Origin of the sequence: [Acidovorax] ebreus TPSY (assembly GCF_000022305.1) — a bacterium.
GTDB lineage: Bacteria > Pseudomonadota > Gammaproteobacteria > Burkholderiales > Burkholderiaceae_C > Diaphorobacter > Diaphorobacter nitroreducens.
Genome location: NC_011992.1, coordinates 2,518,666 through 2,535,367 on the forward strand (window position 1 = coordinate 2,518,666; position 16,702 = coordinate 2,535,367).

General features: G+C 67.5%; 15 protein-coding genes. 9 read left to right on the forward strand and 6 right to left on the reverse strand.

Annotation, left to right across the window (positions count from 1 at the left end; genetic code table 11):
• Positions 1–162 precede the first annotated feature (162 nt).
• Entirely contained in the window at positions 163–993 is an 831-nt protein-coding gene (gene ppsR, locus DTPSY_RS11870) for a posphoenolpyruvate synthetase regulatory kinase/phosphorylase PpsR (protein WP_011806033.1), read from the forward strand.
• Positions 994–1,093: 100 nt separating this feature from the next.
• Here the strand turns inward: ppsR and ahpF are convergent, their stop codons facing one another.
• Both ahpF and ahpC read right to left on the reverse strand, forming a co-directional pair.
• A complete protein-coding gene (gene ahpF / locus DTPSY_RS11875) occupies positions 1,094–2,650 on the reverse strand; it encodes an alkyl hydroperoxide reductase subunit F (protein WP_015913766.1) in 1,557 nt (518 codons plus the stop codon).
• A 105-nt stretch (positions 2,651–2,755) separates the two neighbouring features.
• Positions 2,756–3,319 (reverse strand): alkyl hydroperoxide reductase subunit C, encoded by a 564-nt coding sequence (gene ahpC, locus DTPSY_RS11880; protein WP_015913767.1) that lies wholly within the window; start codon positions 3,317–3,319, stop codon positions 2,756–2,758.
• 237 nt (positions 3,320–3,556) lie between these two features.
• On the opposite strand from ahpC, the gene bfr reads away from it, so the two are divergent.
• The 3 genes from bfr to flhC all read left to right on the forward strand — a co-directional run bounded on the left by bfr (position 3,557) and on the right by flhC (position 5,246).
• Entirely contained in the window at positions 3,557–4,033 is a 477-nt protein-coding gene (gene bfr / locus DTPSY_RS11885; RefSeq protein ID WP_011806036.1) for a bacterioferritin, read from the forward strand.
• Between the two features lie 303 nt (positions 4,034–4,336).
• Entirely contained in the window at positions 4,337–4,666 is a 330-nt protein-coding gene (gene flhD / locus DTPSY_RS11890) for a flagellar transcriptional regulator FlhD (RefSeq protein ID WP_015913768.1), read from the forward strand.
• A 40-nt stretch (positions 4,667–4,706) separates the two neighbouring features.
• The gene (flhC, locus tag DTPSY_RS11895) at positions 4,707–5,246 is read left to right on the forward strand and encodes a flagellar transcriptional regulator FlhC (protein ID WP_015913769.1); all 540 of its coding nucleotides are present in this window, start codon (positions 4,707–4,709) and stop codon (positions 5,244–5,246) included.
• An 81-nt stretch (positions 5,247–5,327) separates the two neighbouring features.
• On the opposite strand, the gene DTPSY_RS11900 is transcribed toward flhC, so the two are convergent.
• From DTPSY_RS11900 to ppc, 4 genes are all read right to left on the reverse strand, one after another.
• Complete coding sequence (locus tag DTPSY_RS11900) at positions 5,328–5,882, reverse strand: FlgO family outer membrane protein (protein ID WP_015913770.1); 555 nt, start codon at positions 5,880–5,882, stop codon at positions 5,328–5,330.
• A 14-nt stretch (positions 5,883–5,896) separates the two neighbouring features.
• On the reverse strand, positions 5,897–6,511 hold the full coding sequence (locus DTPSY_RS11905; protein WP_015913771.1) for a hypothetical protein: 615 nt from the start codon (positions 6,509–6,511) through the stop codon (positions 5,897–5,899).
• A 97-nt stretch (positions 6,512–6,608) separates the two neighbouring features.
• Positions 6,609–8,792, reverse strand: coding sequence for a YccS family putative transporter (gene yccS, locus DTPSY_RS11910; RefSeq protein ID WP_015913772.1), 2,184 nt, complete (start codon positions 8,790–8,792; stop codon positions 6,609–6,611).
• Positions 8,793–8,801: 9 nt separating this feature from the next.
• The gene (gene ppc / locus DTPSY_RS11915; RefSeq protein WP_015913773.1) at positions 8,802–11,651 is read right to left on the reverse strand and encodes a phosphoenolpyruvate carboxylase; all 2,850 of its coding nucleotides are present in this window, start codon (positions 11,649–11,651) and stop codon (positions 8,802–8,804) included.
• 124 nt (positions 11,652–11,775) lie between these two features.
• Between ppc and hemC the strand changes: the two genes are divergently transcribed.
• From hemC to DTPSY_RS11940, 5 genes are all read left to right on the forward strand, one after another.
• Positions 11,776–12,708 carry a hydroxymethylbilane synthase gene (gene hemC / locus DTPSY_RS11920; RefSeq protein ID WP_015913774.1) on the forward strand — a complete coding sequence of 311 codons (933 nt, stop codon included), beginning with the start codon at positions 11,776–11,778 and terminating at the stop codon, positions 12,706–12,708.
• Between the two features lie 2 nt (positions 12,709–12,710).
• Complete coding sequence (locus DTPSY_RS11925) at positions 12,711–13,529, forward strand: uroporphyrinogen-III synthase (protein WP_015913775.1); 819 nt, start codon at positions 12,711–12,713, stop codon at positions 13,527–13,529.
• Complete coding sequence (locus tag DTPSY_RS11930) at positions 13,519–14,595, forward strand: uroporphyrinogen-III C-methyltransferase (protein WP_015913776.1); 1,077 nt, start codon at positions 13,519–13,521, stop codon at positions 14,593–14,595. The genes DTPSY_RS11925 and DTPSY_RS11930 overlap by 11 nt, the downstream gene beginning before the upstream one ends.
• Before the next feature lie 23 nt (positions 14,596–14,618).
• On the forward strand, positions 14,619–15,842 hold the full coding sequence (locus DTPSY_RS11935) for a heme biosynthesis HemY N-terminal domain-containing protein (RefSeq protein WP_015913777.1): 1,224 nt from the start codon (positions 14,619–14,621) through the stop codon (positions 15,840–15,842).
• A gap of 178 nt (positions 15,843–16,020) precedes the next feature.
• Positions 16,021–16,641 (forward strand): VOC family protein, encoded by a 621-nt coding sequence (locus DTPSY_RS11940; RefSeq protein ID WP_015913778.1) that lies wholly within the window; start codon positions 16,021–16,023, stop codon positions 16,639–16,641.
• The last annotated feature ends 61 nt before the right edge of the window (positions 16,642–16,702 follow it).

A 16,702-nucleotide genomic window follows, 5' to 3' on the forward strand; every position in this document is an offset into this window, starting at 1 on the left:
AGTCGTCGCTCATGCAGCGGCCACGGCTTTGCTGTTGTGGTTGTGGGCCGGCGCGGTGCATGGGGAGAAATTGGGAATAATGGGCGCCATTGTAGGCGGGCTGCCCGCCGCAGCGCACGCGCCATCGCTTCACCACGCTCTCCTTCCCGCTCTTCCTTTCCCATGCTTGCCACGCACACGCGCACCGTGTTCTATATCTCCGACGGCACCGGCATCACGGCCGAGACCTTCGGCAATGCCATCCTGGCGCAGTTCGACATCCGCCCGCGCCACGTGCGCCTGCCCTTCATCGATACCGAGGACAAGGCGCACCAGGTGGTGCGCCAGATCAACCACACGGCCGAGCTGGAGGGCAAGAAGCCCATCGTGTTCACCACGCTGGTGAACATGAGCGTGCTCAAGATCATCGAGGACGGCTGCAGGGGCATGCTGCTGGACATGTTCGGCACCTTCATCCGCCCGCTGGAGTCCGAGCTGGGCGTGAAGTCACACCACCGCGTGGGGCGTTTCTCGGACATCAGCGTGTCCAAGGAATACAGCGACCGCATCGAAGCCATCAACTTCAGCCTGGACCACGACGACGGCCAGAGCCACCGCGACCTGTCGGGTGCGGACGTGATCCTGATCGGCGTGTCGCGCAGCGGCAAGACGCCCACGAGCCTGTACCTGGCCATGCAGTGCGGCCTGAAAGTGGCCAACTATCCACTGATCCCCGAGGACTTCGAGCGCCGCCAACTGCCGCCCGCGCTGGTGCCGCACCGCAAGAAGATCTTCGGCCTGACGATCGACCCGCAACGGCTGTCGCAGATCCGCAATGAGCGGCGCCCCGGCTCCCGGTACGCCGATCTGGTGAACTGCCGCAACGAGGTGGCCGAGGCCGAGGCGATGATGCGCCGCTCGGGCATTCGCTGGCTGTCCACCACCACCAAGAGCATCGAGGAGATCGCGACCACCATCCTGCAGGAGGTGCGGCCGGAACGGCTGCAGTACTGACCGCCCCTGCATCAAAACAAAAGCGCCCCGAAAGGCGCTTTGTTTTTGATAGCTATCAGCGCTTGACCGGTAAGCGCTAAAGGCCAATTTGGCTTAGATATCAGTGGCGAATCAGGTGGTCGAAGGCCGACAAGGCCGCCGTCGCGCCCGCCCCCGCGGCGATGATGATCTGCTTGTACGGCACGTTGGTGCAGTCTCCCGCGGCGAACACGCCCGGCACGTTGGTGTGGCCCCGGGCGTCGATGATGATCTCGCCAAAGCGCGTCAGGTCCACCGTGCCCTTGAGCCAGTCGGTGTTGGGCAACAGACCGATCTGCACGAAGATGCCCTCGACCGCCACGGTCTTGGCCTCGTCCGTCGTGCGGTCCTTGTAGGTCAGGCCGGTGACCTTGCTGCCGTCGCCATTCACTTCCGTGGTCTGGGCGTTCAGGATGACCGTCACGTTGGGCAGGCTGCGCAGCTTTTTCTGCAGTACGCCATCGGCCTTCAACTCGCTGGCGAACTCCAGCACCGTCACGCTCTTGACGATGCCGGCCAGGTCGATCGCGGCCTCTACGCCCGAGTTGCCGCCGCCGATGACCGCCACGTCCTTGCCCTTGAACAGCGGGCCGTCGCAGTGCGGGCAGTACGTCACGCCCTTGGTGCGGTACTGCTCCTCGCCCGGCACGTTCATGTTGCGCCAGCGCGCGCCTGTCGACAGGATCACGGTCTTGCTCTTGAGCGTTGCGCCGTTGTCGAGTTCGATTTCCACCAGGCCGCCTTCCGTTGCGGCGGGCTTCAGCGCCTTGGCGCGCTGCAGGTTCATCACCTCGACGTCATAGTCGTTCACGTGCTGCTCCAGCGCGATGGCGAACTTGGGGCCTTCAGTCTTGCTCACCGAGATGTAGTTCTCGATGTCCACGGTATCCAGCACCTGGCCGCCGAAGCGCTCGGCCGCCACGCCGGTGCGGATGCCCTTGCGCGCCGCATACACAGCGGCCGCGGCACCGGCGGGACCACCGCCGACCACCAGCACGTCGAACGGCTCCATGGCGTTGAGCTTGGCGGCCACGCGGGCATGGGCGCCGCTGTCGATCTTGGCGACGATCTCCGCCAGCTCCATGCGGCCCTGGCCGAAGTTCTTGCCGTTCAGGAACACGGTGGGCACGCCCATGATTTGGCGTTCCTTGATCTCGTCCTGGAACACGGCGCCGTCGATGGCCGTGTGCGTGATGCGCGGGTTGAGCACGCTCATCAGGTTCAGGGCCTGGACCACGTCGGGACAGTTGTGGCAGGACAGCGAGTAGTACGTCTCGAAATGGAAGTCGCCGTCCAGGCCCTTGACCTGCTCCAGCAGGTCCGCCGATTCCTTGGAGGGATGGCCGCCCACCTGCAGCAGCGCCAGCACCAGCGAGGTGAACTCATGGCCCAGGGGGACGCCCGCGAAACGCACGCCGGTGTCCACCCCGGGGTTGGTGATCAGGAAGGACGGCTTGCGCACGGGCGCGTCGTTCTTCTCGACCACAGTGATCTTGTCGGAGAGGGAGCGGATCTCCTGGAGCAGTTCCCGCAGCTCTTGGGAAGTGGCGCCATCGTCCAGCGTGGCGACCAGCTCCACCGGGCGCTGCAGGCGCTCCAGATAGGCTTTCAATTGGGCTTGGAGGTTGGCGTCGAGCATAGGGTTACTCCTAATCAATCTAGTTATGGGCAAAAAAAACCCGGGCGCCTGGCACCCGGGCGTCTTGGTCAGCCGCCGCGGCGGCTGAACGCGGCTGGTGCCAGCTTAGATCTTGCCGACCAAGTCCAGCGAAGGAGCCAGCGTCTTGGCGCCCTCTTCCCACTTGGCGGGGCAAACTTCGCCAGGATGCGATGCCACGTACTGGGCGGCCTTGACCTTGCGCAGCAGATCGGCGGCGTTGCGGCCGATGCCTTCGGCGGTGATTTCCATCGCCTGGATCACGCCCTGGGGGTCCACGATGAACGTGGCGCGGTCTGCCAGGCCCTGGCCTTCGCGCAGGCAGTCGAAGTTCTGGCTGATTTGCCAGGTGGGGTCGCCCAGCATGGTGTACTTGATCTTGCGGATCGTGTCGGAGGCGTCATGCCATGCCTTGTGCACGAAGTGCGTGTCGGTGGACACGGAGTACACCTCAACACCCAGCTTCTGCAGCTCGTCGTAGTGGTCGGCCACGTCGCCCAGCTCGGTGGGGCACACGAAGGTGAAGTCGGCCGGGTAGAAGAAGAACACGGCCCACTTGCCCAGGACGTCCTTCTCGGTCACTTCGACAAACTTGCCGTTCTTGAAGGCTTGCGTCTTGAAAGGCTTGATAGTGGTGTTAAGCACGGACATTGCTGTTTCCTCTTACTTAGGTTGATGGGCTAGAACAAGACTGAAGTCTAGGCCGGATCGAATGATAAATCCAATAAATTGAACACATCAATTGGATTGACATTGACTATCAGTTCATTCCATTCGAGAACACGACTCAGCATCACACGCAGGCAAAGCCTGCATGCAGGGGCATTGTCTTGCCCCCTGGTGCCAGGGTCATGACAATGCCCCTTTCTGACTGAAAGGAGAAGCCCCATGAAAGGCGACGCGCAAGTCATCGCACACCTGCAGGCCCAGCTGAAGAATGAGCTCACGGCCATCAACCAGTACTTCCTGCACTACCGCATGCTCAAGCACTGGGGCTTCGACAAGCTGGCCAAGAAGGAATACGACGAGTCCATCGGCGAGATGAAGCACGCCGACCGCCTGATGGACCGCATCTTCATGCTGGACGGCCTGCCCAACCTGCAGGACCTGGCCAAGCTGCAGGTGGGCGAAGACGTACCCGAGATCCTGGAATGCGATTTGCGCGCCGAGCGCGGAGCGCAGGCCACCATCAAGGAAGGCATTGCCTACTGCGAGTCGGTACGCGACTATGTCTCGCGCGAACTGCTGGAAGACATCCTCGAAGACACCGAAGAGCACATCGATTTTCTGGAAACCCAGATCGAACTGGTCGCCAAGGTCGGGCTGCAGAACTACCTGCAGTCCCAGATGGGCGACGCCGACTGAGCCAGGCGCCAGGCGCCTGACACGGTGCCTTCCCCCTGCGCACGACCGCGCGCACTCCATCCAACGGGCTGCGGCCCGTTTTTTCATGCCTGTACCGGCGAAACCACTACCGCAAACACGCGCCACACGCCGACGCCGCTGTAAGGCAAATTCCTACAAAGGCTGCTCATCCGCCAGACGCTACGCAGCGCCGAACCCCGACTTAATTTCTTTTTGCCCCGGTTTCACAATCCATTTCATTGGATCACGCAACACATGCAACGTTATGCAACGCAGTGATCCCCTCTTGGAAAGGATTGCCCCATGACCTCCGAACAACTGCTCGCCGAAATCCGCGAAGCCAACCTCACTTACCTGATGCTGGCGCAGACCCTGATCCGCCAGGACAAGGCCGAAGCCGTTTTCCGTCTGGGGCTGAACGAAGAAGCGGCCGACATTCTGGCATCGCTGTCCGCCGCACAGGTGCTCAAGCTGGCCTCGCGCAACACGCTGCTGTGCAGCTTCCGCGTGGATGACGAACTGGTGTGGACCCTGCTGACCAGCCACAACACGCCGCGCAAAGCCGCCAGCGAAGCCACCAACACGCTGCACGCCAACATCCTGATGGCCAGCCGCGTCTCCGAAGTGCTCTGAAGTCCCACGCCAGCGTTCCCTCTTCTTCCGAAAGCCCGCCATGTCCGCACCCGCCAAGAGCGTTCTCAACGAATCCAAGCAAATCGAACGCGCCGCCATGCTGATCGAGATGGGAGCCCGCATGCAGGTGCTGGAGTCCGAGACCACGCTGTCGTACGAGCGCCTGATCCGCCTGTACAAGGAGATCGCGGGCAAGTCGCCTTCCAAGGGACAGCTGCCCTTCTCCACGGACTGGTTCCTCACCTGGCAGGAGAACATCCACAGCTCGCTGTTCCTGAACATCTACGAATACCTGTCCAAGGGCGTGAGCCTGGACGCGGTGGAGCTGCTCACCAAGGCCTATCGCCTCTACAACGAGCAGGTGGCCGCGGCGCAGATCGACCCGCTGCTGTCCTTCACGCGCGCCTGGCGGCTGGTGAAGTTCGTGGATGCCGGCATGCTCACGCGCACCAAGTGCTCGCAGTGCAGCGGCCAGTTCGTCACCGAGTTGTACGAGAACCGCCACTACACCTGCGGCCTGTGCAACCCGCCCGCACGTGCCGGCAAGAGCAAGAGCGCCGGCGCACTCACGCTGCACTAATTCAAGTCAAAATGGCTTCTAGCGCTTACCCATCAAGCGCTAACAGCTATTAAATAAATAGCATAACGGCGCGGCAATGGGCTACCGGCCCGCCAGCAGACCGCGCACGTTGGCATCCATGGGCAGTGCATAGTCGTGCGCCGCCAGCACCGCGTTGCCCGCGCCCACCAGCTTCAGGCTCACGTAAACCGCCTGCGGCGCCACCGCGTAGGTGCCCACCAGCACGGCCTGCGCCGCCTGGGCGCGCGCCACCTCCTGTGCGTGCCGCGACAGCAGCAGCTCGCCCTGGCCGGGGCGCATCGCCAGGGTCTCGCGCATGCGCAGCTCGGTCACGCGCAAGCCGCGCTGGACCAGCCGGCCCGCCAGTTGCTCGGCCACCAAGCGCCCCAGGCGCGAAGATTCATCCAACCGGTCCAACTGCACCACCGTTCCCACCAGCACGGGGGTATCGGGATCCAGCGGCACTTGCAGCAACAGCGCATCCGCGGCGCCGTGGTTGCTGGCCATCAGGTCCACGGGGTCGCTGCTGGCCGCAGCGCCGTAGTAGTAGCGTGCGCAGCCCGGCAGGGCCAATGCGCTGGCGGTCAGCGCCGCTGCCAGCAGCACGCGCCGCTGTATTCCAATGCGTTGCGTCATGCGGTCTCCCTCCTTCATGGCACGACCCGCCAGGTCGTGAGGGGCCCCGGCGCCGCAGCGGGGCGCTGGTACAGCGGTGCGTCCGGCTGCGCGATCGTGTACACGTCAGATGTGCGCACCAGCACCCGGCCCTCGCTTTCCAGCGACGTGACGACCAGCACCTCGGTGCGCATCGGCACACTCGCGTCCGCATGCGTTGCATTGCGCCGCACGTACACACCTTCGGCCAGGCGCTGCAACGGCGCCGCGGACGCCGCACCCGCGTGGTGCTGCACCAGCTGGGTGCTGGCCCGCAACCGCAGGGCTGCGGGTTCGGTGGTCACGGCGATGCCCCGCTCCACCAAATGCGTGACCAGCAACTCGCGAAAGCCGCGCTGAAAGTCGGAGGCCTGGGGGGCCATCTCCACATGGATCGGGTGCTGCCCCGCGGGCCACGCACGCAGCCGGTCGGCCACATGCGCCGCCACGTCGGCAGCCAGCACGTCCCATTGGCGGACTGCGTTCACCGCCTGTTGCTCCGTGGGCGCGTGCGCCCCCTCCGGCGTCGCGCCGTGCGGCGCCGTTGGCAAGGGCGCACAGCCGGCCGCCAGCCCGGCCAGGACGCAGAAGGCCAAAACCCGGTTTCTCATGATCGAAGAATATGTATTGCGTGACGACCGGCCATGCTAGCCGGTGCACCTGCGCGCCAAGGGTGGAACAAGAGGGGCTTTGCAGGCTAGATCAGCCTCAGGCCGCCGCGCCCTGCCCGGCAAGCGAGCGCACCGCGGCCCGCAGCGGCGCCACCTGCCGGCACACCAGAGCCAACTGGGCCTGCACGAGCGACAGGCCGTCGCCGGAGGCATCGGCCGCCTGCTCCAGCGCCAGCGCCAACCCCTCGGCAGCGCCATCCTCCTGCGCCAGCGCATGCCGCCCGCGCAGCGCCTGAGCCATCTGCTCGATCTGGTTCGCGGCCTCACGGGCGGCGCGCTCTGCCAACGAATCGGCCGCCACGTCGGCCGGCAGACCGCGGTGCGCACCCAGGGCCGACAGATAGCTCAACAGCGTGTGCGAGAGCACCAGCAACTGCAGGCCCACGCGCGCGTGGCGGCGCACCCAGCGCGGTTCCAGCAGCATGTGCGACAGGGCGGCAGACAGGGCCGCATCGGCGTTGTGCGCCACGCGGCGCGCCAGGCGGTAGTCCAGGTCGTCGTCCTTGCCCGTGGCGTACTGCGACATGATCTCGCGCAGGTACAGCGCATGGGCCTCCAGCGCCTCGGCCGCCACGGCACCCAGGCGCTTGCCCTGCCAGTCAGGCAATACCAGAAACATGGCGGCCGCCGCGATGAGACTGCCGATCACCGTGTCCAGCAGGCGCGGCAGGATGAGCGTGTAGCCCTCGCCCGTGGTCTGGTTGAAGCACAGCAGCACCATCAGCGTGATGGCCGCCGTGGCCAGCAGGTAGCGCTGGGTTCGCATAAGGAAGAACAGCACCCCCGCCGCCACGGCCAAGAGCGCCTGCAGGGTCGGGCTGGGGAACAGCTCCAGCAACGCCCAGCCCGCCACCAGCCCCAGCGCGGTGCCCAGCACGCGCCGCGCCACGCGGGACACGGTGGCCCCATAGGTCGGCTGGCAGACGAACAGCGTGGTCAGCAGGATCCAGTAACCGTGCCTGGGGTCCGTGAGCTGCATGGCGGCATACCCCGCGGCCAGCGCCAGCGTGAGGCGCACCGCATGCCGAAACAGCACCGAGCGCGCATGCAGCTGCGCACGCACGCGGCCCCACGCATCGGCCAGCGAGCGCGGTGTGCGGTCGAACAATGCGATGTCGCCTAGCACAGCGTTTTGCATGGGCAGCGTGGCGGTGGTGAGTTGCGCGTCCAGCGTGCTGAGGTTGCGCGCCAGCGCGCGCAGCGAGCGCAGCGGGCGCTGCCAGGCGCTCTGGCCCTGGCGCTCCAGGTAGGTGATGGAATCATGCAAGTCTGCCAGCGCCTGCGCATGCCCCGCATCGCGCACCAGCGGGCGGCGCCGGCGCAGTGCTTCACCCAGTTGCGTGCAGGCCATGCCCTGCAGCGTGAGGACGCGCTGGCAGCGGTACAACACATCGCTGTGAAAGAGCACGTCCGCCCATTCGTTGTAGTGGTAGTGCGAGGAGCTCGCGCGCTCGTGAATATCCTGGGCGATGAAATACAGGTTGAGCAGCTGCAGCAGCCGTCCCTGGGGCGGCTGCGCGCCCATGCGGCTGAACAGGCTTTCCTTGGCGCTGTTGAGCGCCGCCACCACGCGCGCATTGGTCTGTGCCAGCGCCAGCCGCCTCTGCTGCACATCCACGCCGCGCACGGGCTCGAAGACGCTGGCCTTGAGCCGCAGGTAGGCGCCCAGCTCCTCATACAGCGCAGCCATGCCATGCCGCAGGGGCAACAACGGCGTGAGCACACACCACGCCAACGACAACAGCCCGTACCACCCCGCGCCCGCCAGCAGCAGCGCAGGCATGCGCCACCAGGGCTGCGTGTCGCCCGCACCCTGGGGCACGCTGAGTGCCGCATACAGCGCCAGGATCACCGTGGCCGAAGCGATCGCGCGGTAGCGCCCGCCGACCGCGCCCAGCAATGTGAAGACGAAGCTGCACACCAGCAGCACCAGCAGGAACCACAGCGGCTGGTCCACGAGCGCCGCCACCGGAAAGGCCACGAGCGCGAAGCACGCCAGTGTGACCAGCAGCGCCTTCAGGCGGCCGCGCCAGCTGTCATCCGTCTCGGCCAGCGCAGACGCGAGCACGCCCAGGAACAGCGGCACCACCAGCTCCACCTGGTGCGTGCCCCAGCTCCAGGCCATGGCGCCGCCCAGCGCGAGCAGCACGCGCAGGCCGTAAGCCCAGGCGACCTGCGCGCCCAGGCGTTGCAGCCACTGTGCCGTGATGCCGTCTACCACGCCCGTACCTCAGCCCGTGTTGCGCAGTCCCGCGGCAATACCGTTGATGGAGATGTGAATGCCGGTCTGCACGCGCTCGTCGCCCTGGCCCGCGCGCCAGCGGCGCACCAGCTCCACCTGCAGGTGGTGCAGGGGGTCGATGTAGGGGAAGCGGTGCCGTATGGAGCGCGCCAGCGCCGTGTTGGCCGCCAGGCGCTGCTTTTCCCCCGTGATGCGCGTGAGCGCGTCGGCCGTGCGCTGCCATTCGGCCTCGATCACACCGAACACCTTTTTGCGCAGGCGCGCATCGGCCACCAGCTCGCTGTAGCGCGAGGCCAGCGCCAGGTCGCTCTTGGCCAGCACCATGTCCATGTTGGACAGCAGCGTGCGAAAAAACGGCCACTGCCGGTACATCTTCTGCAACAGCGCCAGCTGGGCCTTGGGGTCCTTGCCCGGTGCATGCGTGAAGGCATCCACCGCCGCGCCGAAGCCAAACCATCCCGGCAGCGTGAGGCGGCACTGGCCCCAGCTGAAGCCCCAGGGAATGGCGCGCAGATCCTCGATCTGCTGGCTGGCCTTGCGGCTGGCTGGGCGCGAGCCGATGTTGAGCTCGGCAATCTCGCGGATCGGCGTGGAATTGAAGAAGTAATCGGTGAAGCCCGGTGTCTCGTACACCAGCGCGCGGTAAGCCTCCATGCTGGCCTGCGAGAGCTGCTCGGCCGCTTCCAGGAACGCCTTGGTGGCGGACTTGGTGGGTTGCAGCAGCGTGGCTTCCAGCGTGGCGGCCACCAGGGTTTCCAGATTGCGCCGGCCGATCTCGGGGTTGGCGTACTTGGAGGCGATCACCTCACCCTGCTCGGTCAGGCGGATCTGCCCGCGCACGGTGCCGGGCGGCTGCGCCAGGATGGCCTGGTAGCTGGGCCCGCCGCCACGCCCCACCGTGCCGCCACGGCCGTGGAACATGCGCAGTTGGATGGGCGTGCCCGCCTGGGCGGCGTTCATCTCGTCGAACAGCGCCACCAGCGCGATCTCGGCGCGGTACAGCTCCCAGTTGCTGGTGAAAATGCCTCCGTCCTTGTTGCTGTCGCTGTAGCCGAGCATGATGTCCTGCTCGGCCCCGCTGGCGCGCACCAACTGCGCGATGCCAGGGATCGCGTAGAACTCGCGCATGATGGGCGCGGCATTGCGCAGGTCCTCGATCGTCTCGAACAGCGGCACCACGATCAGGTCCGCCCTGGCGCCCGTGTCCAGCGTGCCTTGCAACAGGCCCACTTCCTTTTGCAGCAGCAGCACCTCCAGCAGGTCGCTCACCGTCTCGGTGTGGCTGATGATGTAGTGGCGGATGGCGTCGTCGCCATAGCGCTCGCGCATCTGGCGCGCGGTCTCGAAGATGGCGACCTCGCCCGTCGTGTGCTCGGAATACGGCGCCCCCACCACGCGCAGAGGCCGTGCGTCACACAGCAGGCGCAGCAGCAGCGCGCGGCGCGCGGGCTCGGGCAGGGCCTCGTAGTCGGACTCCACCCGGGCGGTGGCCAGCAGTTCGGCCACCACGCGCTCGTGCTGGTCGGAGCTTTGGCGCAGATCCACCGTGGCCAGGTGGAAACCGAACACTTCCACTGCGCGCATCAGCGGGCGCAAGCGTTCGCCCACCAGGGCCGCACCGCGGTGCGAGCGCAGCGAAGCCTCGATCACGCGCAGATCGGCCAGGAAGTCGCCCGCGCTGGCGTACGCATTCTGTGGGGCTACGGCATGGCGTGCAGCCTCGCCGCCCGTCAAATCCCTGAGCGTGGCGGCCAGGCGCGCGTACACGCCCGTAAGTGCGCGGCGGTAGGGCTCGTCGCGGCGGTGCTCGCTGGTGTCGGGCGAGCGTGCGGCGAGCTGCAGCATCTCGGCCGAGACCTGCACCAGGTTGCTGGAGAGCGACAGCTCGCGCCCCAGGTGATGCACCTCGGTCAGGTAGTGGCGCAGCGCCACCTCGGCCTGGCGGCGCAGGGCCAGGGCCAGCGTGTCGGCGCTCACGTTGGGGTTGCCGTCGCGGTCGCCGCCGATCCACTGGCCCATGCGCAGGAAGCTCGCCACGGGGTGGCTGCCGCCCAGCTCGCGCTCCAGCTCGGCATAGATCTTGGGGATCTCGTGCAGGAAGGTGTATTCGTAGTACGAAAGGGCGTTCTCGATCTCGTCGGCCACGGTGAGCTTGGAGTAGCGCAGCAGCCGCGTCTGCCACAGCTGGGCCACGCGCGCGCGCAGTTGCGCCTCGTTGGCGGCCAGCTCGCGCGGGGTGAGCGTGTCCTTCGCACTGTTGTAGAGCTGGGCGCGCGCCTGAATATCGTCGCGCTGGGTGAGCAGCAGGGCGATCTCGCGCTCCGCGTCCAGGATGCTCTTGCGCTGCACCTCGGTCGGGTGGGCCGTGAGCACCGGCGCCACATAGCTGGTGGCCAGCGTCTGCGCCACGGTGCGCGGCGCGATGCCGGCCCAGCGCAGGCGCGCCAGTGCCACCTCGATGCTGCCTTCCTGCGCGCTGCCCGCGCGCTCATGCACGGCGCGGCGGCGGATGTGGTGGCGGTCCTCGGCCAGGTTGGCCAGGTGGCTGAAGTACGTGAAGGCGCGGATCACGCTCACCGTCTGGTCGCCCGTCAAGCCTTTGAGCAGCTTCTTCAGCGCCTTGTCGGCCTCGTGGTCCGCGTCGCGCCGGAAGGCCACTGACAGTTTGCGGACCTGCTCCACCAGGTCATAGGCCGCCACGCCCTCCTGTTCGCGGATCACGTCGCCCAGGATGCGCCCCAGCAGGCGGATGTCCTGGATCAGCGGCAGGTCCTTGTCGGTCTTGCGGGCGGGCGCCGACGCCGCGGCGGCGTCGGTCTTGCGGGCGGGGGCGGTCATGCGCAAAGGTCTCCTGGCGCGCCGATGGGATGGTTGATGGAATGGCGCGGCTGTTGCAGCGCAGCATGCTAGCATTCCCCGCTGCCCCGCCGCCGTGCCTGCGGGGGCCGAGACAGACGCCGCAATGACCACTCCCTCCCCCTCGCTTCCTTCCATCGTGATCGCCACGCGCGAAAGCCAACTCGCGCTCTGGCAGGCCGAGCATGTGCAGTCCTTGCTGCGCGCGCGCGGCCACGCCGTGGCGCTGCTGGGCATGACCACGCGCGGCGACCAGATCCTGGACCGCACGCTGTCCAAGGTGGGCGGCAAGGGCCTGTTCGTGAAGGAGCTGGAAGTGGCGCTGGAGGAAGGCCGCGCCGACATCGCAGTGCATTCGCTCAAGGACGTTCCCATGGAGCTGCCCCAGGGCTTCGCCCTGGCCTGTGTGATGGAGCGCGAGGACCCGCGCGACGCCTTCGTGTCGCCCGGCTACGCATCGCTGGACGAGCTGCCCCACGGTGCGGTGGTGGGCACGTCCAGCCTGCGCCGCCAGGTGCTGCTGCAAGCGCTGCGCCCCGACCTGCAGATCGAGCCGCTGCGCGGCAACGTGCAGACGCGCTTGCGCAAGCTGGACGAGGGCCAGTACGCGGCCATCGTGCTCGCGGCCGCAGGCCTGAAGCGCCTGGGCCTGCACGAGCGCATCCGCGCCGTGTTCACGCCCGAGCAGATGCTGCCCGCCGCCGGCCAGGGCGCGTTGGGCATCGAGATCCGCGGCGACCGCCACGACCTGCGCGAGGCGCTGGCGCCGCTGGCCCATGAGCGCACCTGGCTCACGGTGACGGCCGAGCGTGCCGTAAGCCGCGCCATGGGGGGGAGCTGTTCCATGCCGCTGGCAGCACATGGCCAGTGGGACGGCGACACGCTCTCGCTGCGCGCCGCCTGGGGCGACGTCGCGGCCCGGGTGCCGCTGGTACGCGCCGAGGGCGCGGCCCCCGTGCATACGCTGGAGCAGGCCGATGCGCTGGGACTGGCCGTCGCCGCACAGCTGCGCACTGCGGGCGCGGTGGGAGCGCTCTGACCTTGCCCGTGCAGTCGCCCCGGGCCATCGTCACGCGCCCCGCGCGCGAGGCCACGCAGTGGGCCGCCGATCTGCAGGCGCGCGGCATCGCCGCGCTGGCGCTGCCACTCATCGCCATCGGCCCGGTGACCAACCCGGCTCTGCGCGAGGAACTGCAACAGGCCCGCGCATGCGTGGACCGCTACTGCGCGGTGATGTTCGTGAGCGGCAACGCGGCGCAGTATTTCTTTGAATCAAATATGCCTCTAGCGCTTTCTGGACAAGCGTTAGCAGCTACCAAAACGAGAGTATGGGCTCCCGGCCCCGGTACCGTGGCGGCACTCGTGCAGGCCGGGGTTGCGACCGAGCGCATTGACGCTCCCGGCGCCGACGCCGCGCAGTTTGACTCCGAAGCCCTGTGGCAGGTGGTCGCGCCGCAGATCGGCCCGGGCGACCGCGTGCTCATCGTGCGTGGAGCCAACGCCCCCACGGCCGAAGGCGGCAACGGGCGCGAATGGCTGGCCCGGCAGATTGCCGCTGCGGGTGGCGCGGTGGACTTCGTCGCCGCGTACGAGCGCGGCGCACCCTGCCTCGACGCCCAGCAACTGGTGCTGGCGCAAGCAGCCGCCAGCGACGGCTCGGTCTGGCTGCTGAGCAGTTCCGAGGCCATCGCCAACCTGCGTGCTGTGTTGCCCGCGCAACACTGGGGCATGGCCCGCGCCCTGACCACCCACCCGCGTATCGCGCAGGCCGCACGTGCGGCCGGCTTTGGCAGCGTGCACGAATGCCGTCCGGCGTTCGATGAAGTGGCAGCCTCGATAGAATCGCTTTATGAGCAATGAGTCCTCATCCGGGCTGCCCGCACCGGCGCCCGCCGCTCCCCGGCCCGCCGCGCCCCACGGCGGCCGCGCGACCCTGTTCGCGCTGAGCGCCATCGCCATTGCCGCGCTGGCCAGTTCGGTGATGCTGTGGCAGCGGCTGTCGTCCATCCAGGAGCAGTTGGCACGCCAGTCGGCCGACTCCGGCGCCCAGGCCATCGAGGCGCGCACCATGGCCCAGCAAGCGCAGGAACTGGCGCGCGAGACCTCCACGCGCCTGGCCGTGGCAGAAGCCCGCGTGAGCGAAGTCGCGCTGCAGCGCAGCCAGCTGGAAGAGCTCATGCAAAGCCTCTCGCGCACGCGCGACGAGAACCTGGTGGTGGACGTGGAAGCCGCCATCCGCCTGGCGCAGCAGCAGGCCCAACTCACGGGCAGCCTGCAGCCCCTGGTGGCCGCGCTCAAGAGCGCGAGCCAGCGCGTGGAGCGCGCATCGCAGCCGCGCCTGGCGCCCGTGCTGCGCGCCATGGGCCATGACCTGGAGCGCCTGGAGCGCGCCAACGTCATCGACACTGCGGGTCTGCTCGGCCGCCTGGACGACCTGGTGCTCCAGGTGGACGAGCTGCCCCTGCTGGGCAGCGTGGCCCAGGCAGCCAGCATGCGCCGCCCGACGGGCGAGGCGACGGCGCCCGCCCCCGCCGCGAGCACCGCCAGCCAGCCGCGCTGGCAAGCCACGCTGCACCGCACCTGGGAAGGCGTGCGCGACGAGGTGCGCGGCCTGGTGCGCGTGAGCCGCATCGACCATCCCGACGCAATCCTGCTCGCCCCCGACCAGGCCTTCTTCCTGCGCGAGAACCTCAAGCTCAAGCTGCTCAATGCACGGCTGGGCCTGCTGGCGCGTCGCATGGATTCGGCGCGCGCCGACCTGGCCGGCGCCTACAGCGCGCTGGGCAAGTACTTCGATCCTGCCTCGCGCCGCACGCAGAACGCCATCGAGGCCCTGCAGCAGCTGCAGGCGCACATGAAGACCGTCGAAATGCCCGCGCTGGAGGACACCTTCGCCGCGCTGGCCACGGCCGCGGCCGGCCGTTGACCCGCCCCTAGGACACTCTGCCCATGCGCGCAGCACTCTGGTTCCTGGCCCTGTTCGGTGTGGCCGTTGCCGTCGCCCTGTTTGCGGGCAACAACCAGGGCACGGTCACGTTGTTCTGGCCGCCCTACCGCATCGACCTGTCCCTCAACATGGTGCTGATGCTGCTGTTCGGCGGCTTCACGCTGCTGTACGCGGCGCTGCGTGCCCTGGCGGCGCTGCTGGAGCTACCCATGCAGGCGCGCCGCTGGCGCCTGCTGCAAAAGGAGCGTGCCATGCACGGTGCGCTGCTGGATGCGCTGTCGCAGATGCTGGGAGGGCGCTTCCTGCGCGCCCGCAAATCCGCGGAATCCGCGATCGCGCAGGAGCGCGCCCTCGAAGACGCCAAGGAAGCCCTGCCCCATGGCCGTCGGCTGCGCACGCTGGCCCACATGGTGGCCGCGGAAAGCTCGCATGCGCTGCAGGACCGTGCCACGCGGGAAGCACACTTGCAGCAGGCGCTGGACAACATTCCCGATCGTGCGGTCGCCATCGAGCAGGAATTGTGCGAGGGCGCGCAGCTGCGCGCTGCACGCTGGTCGCTGGACGAGCGCGACGCCACCACCGCGCTGGAGCGCCTTTCCGTCCTGCCGGCCGGCACGGCGCGCCGCACGCTGGCACTGCGCGCCAAACTCAAGGCATCGCGCCTGTCGCACCAGACCGAGCAGGCGCTGGAAACGGCCCGTCTGCTGGGCAAGCACCACGCTTTTTCGCCGGCCGCCGCCGAGAGCATCGTGCGCGGCCTGGCAATGGAACTGATCAACGGCGCCTACGACCCGGCCCAACTGCAGCGCATCTGGCTGGGCCAATTGGGCGGCGATGCGATGCAGGTGCGCGCATGGCTTCTGCCGGTGTGGGAACGCATGACGGACCCCGCTCAGCCCCCGCTGCCCGATGCCCAGGTGCTCAAGCTGGTGCGCGCGCTTGAGGGCAGCCTGCAGGCGCTGGATGCCAACTGGCTGGCGCGCATCGAGTCCGCCCAGCAGGCGGCTCCGCGCAACGCGCGTCTGCAATACCTGTCGGCCAAGGCCTGCCTGCAGCGCAACCTGTGGGGCAAGGCCCAGCAACTCTTCACCCAGGCCGCTCAGCAGCTTACCGATGCGTCGCTGCGCGCCAGCGCTTGGCGCCATCTGGCCGAGCTGGCCGAGCAGCGCGGCGACGCAGAGGCCGCCGCGGATGCCTGGAAGAAAGCCGCCCAGGCGAACGCCTGAGCACCACTCCCCCTTTCCCGTTTGAAGCCACCGGCCGCCTTTGCCGCGGCGGCTGCGCCATGCCTGCTGGACAGCGGTTTTTCAGATTCACTTAACGCAAATCAATTACGAATAGTAGAATTTCAGGCACTTCTTCATACCAGCATGCGCCCTGGCGCCCTATCCCGGAGACAACGCCATGACTGCTCCCCACGACACCCTCCCGCCCCCCGCCGCCATCCAGCAGCTGCACCACTACGCCTACAAGGCGCGCGACGCGGAGGAGACGCGCCATTTCTACGAGGACATCCTGGGCCTGCCGCTGTACCACATCATCCAGAGCGACTACGTGCCCAGCACGGGCGAGTACTGCCCCTACACCCACTTCTTCTTCCGGCTGCAGGACGGCTCGTTCATCGCGTTCTTCGACCTGGGCGACGACGTGAAGCCCGAGCCCTCGCCCAACACCCCCCCGTGGGTCAACCACATCGCCTTCCGCGTGAACACCGTGCAGGAGCTGGAGGACACCAAAACCCGTCTGCAGGCACACGGCGTGCAGGTGCTCGGAGTGACCGACCACCACATCTTCAAGAGCATCTACTTCTTCGACCCCAACGGCATCCGGCTGGAGCTGTCGGCCCAACTGGCCGACACCGCGCAGATGCAGCGCGAAAGCACCACCGCCCACGCCCGGCTGGCCGAGTGGACGGCGCGCAAGGAGCAATGGCGCAAGGAACGCGCCGGCGGCCATACCAGCGCGCCGCTCAAACCCCAGACCAACGACCGCCCCGAATTCGTGCCCACCACAGGGTCTGAGTAAAAAGCGCCTCCAGCGCTTATCCAGCAAGCGCAAGCAGCTATCAGTATGGAAGCATGGCGGT